The sequence below is a fragment of the Peribacillus sp. genome (assembly GCF_059453735.1).
Window position 1 is genome coordinate 1 of record NZ_JAZVJO010000261.1, and the last position, 1,684, is coordinate 1,684.

Annotated in this window: 1 protein-coding gene; it reads left to right on the forward strand. The window is 40.4% G+C overall.

Annotated features, from left to right (window positions below; all coding sequences use genetic code 11):
• The coding region (gene pulA, locus AC52RT_RS08245; protein ID WP_495540297.1) for a type I pullulanase at positions 1–1,684 on the forward strand (1,684 nt) is incomplete at both ends.

Here is a 1,684-nt window from a genome sequence, read left to right on the forward strand (position 1 = left end):
TTATGAAGTTACCAAGAAATTGTTTGGAACGGCTTCAGTGGATATGGGTGCAGCTATTCGAACGGAAGCTTTTGATAAACTATACGCTTATAATGGAACGTTAGGGAACATTTATCAAAAAAAGAAAACGACTTTTAAACTTTGGGCTCCGACTGCAGCTGAAGCAAAACTGGTCACTTATAAGTCGTGGAATGACTCAGAAGGTAAGGAAATAATAATGAAACGAGGAGACAAAGGCGTTTGGAGTACGGAACTTAAAGGAAACCAAGATGGATTGATTTATACGTATAAAGTGAAAATCGGAGATAAATGGAATGAGGCAGTGGACCCGTATGTTCGGGCGGTTACTGTTAATGGGGATAAAGGAGTTGTGACCGATTTATCGAGCACGAATCCGAAAAAGTGGAATAATAAAAAACCGAGATCTGCCAAAGCAGAGGATGCCATTTTTTATGAACTGCATATTCGTGATCTCTCGATTCAAGCTGAAAGTGGAATTAAACAAAAAGGAAAATACCTAGGTGTGGCAGAAGGCAATACAACGGGTCCAAAAGGTGTGAAAACAGGGCTGAATCATATTAAGGATCTGGGTGTCACACATGTTCAGTTCTTACCGATGTATGACTATCGAACCGTTGATGAAACAAAACTGAATGTTCCGCAATATAATTGGGGGTATGATCCAAAGAACTTTAATGCACCAGAAGGTTCTTACTCCACTGATCCCTATAAACCTAAGGTTCGAATCAACGAGATGAAACAAATGATTCAAGCTGTTCATAATCAGGATTTACGGGTCGTGATGGATGTGGTGTATAACCATATGTACGCGGTAAATGAATCGAATTTTAATCAACTCGTCCCCGGCTATTATTTCCGCTATAACGTAGATGGAACACTTGCAAATGGTTCTGGTGTCGGAAATGATACGGCCTCTGAGCGGAAAATGATGCGTAAATTTATCGTGGATTCAGTGAGTTATTGGGCTAAGGAATATCATCTTGACGGCTTCCGTTTCGATTTAATGGGAATCCATGATGTACAAACCATGAACGACATACGCAAAGCCCTTGATAAGATTGATCCAAATATCATTGTGATTGGGGAAGGGTGGGATTTGAATACACCGCTTGCCGCAAATATTAAGGCGAATCAAAAAAATGCTGAACAAATGCCAAGAATTGCTCACTTTAATGACAGCATTCGCGATGGGTTGAAAGGCAGTGTATTTAATGAGTTAGATACGGGCTTTGTGAACGGAAAGCAAGGAATGGAAGACCTTATCAAAAAGGGTATTGCCGGCGGAATCAACTATGAAAACAGTCTAGCAACCTATAAAGACCCGCAGCAGGTGGTCACCTATGTTGAAGCACATGATAATCATACACTTTGGGATAAATTAGCACTGACAAATCCTAAAGATTCGCTAACAAAACGAAAGCAAATGCACAAGCTTGCTTCGTCCATTTCACTGACCTCACAAGGAATAAACTTTATCCATGCAGGTCAAGAATTTATGCGCACGAAAGGAGGAGACCATAACAGCTACAAATCTCCTGATGCTGTTAACCAGTTGGATTGGAAGAGAAGAGCTGAATTTTCAAAAGAAGTAGAGTATATGAAGGGACTAATACAGCTCCGGAAACAATACTCCGGTTTCCGTTTAGCGACAGTAAAGGAAATA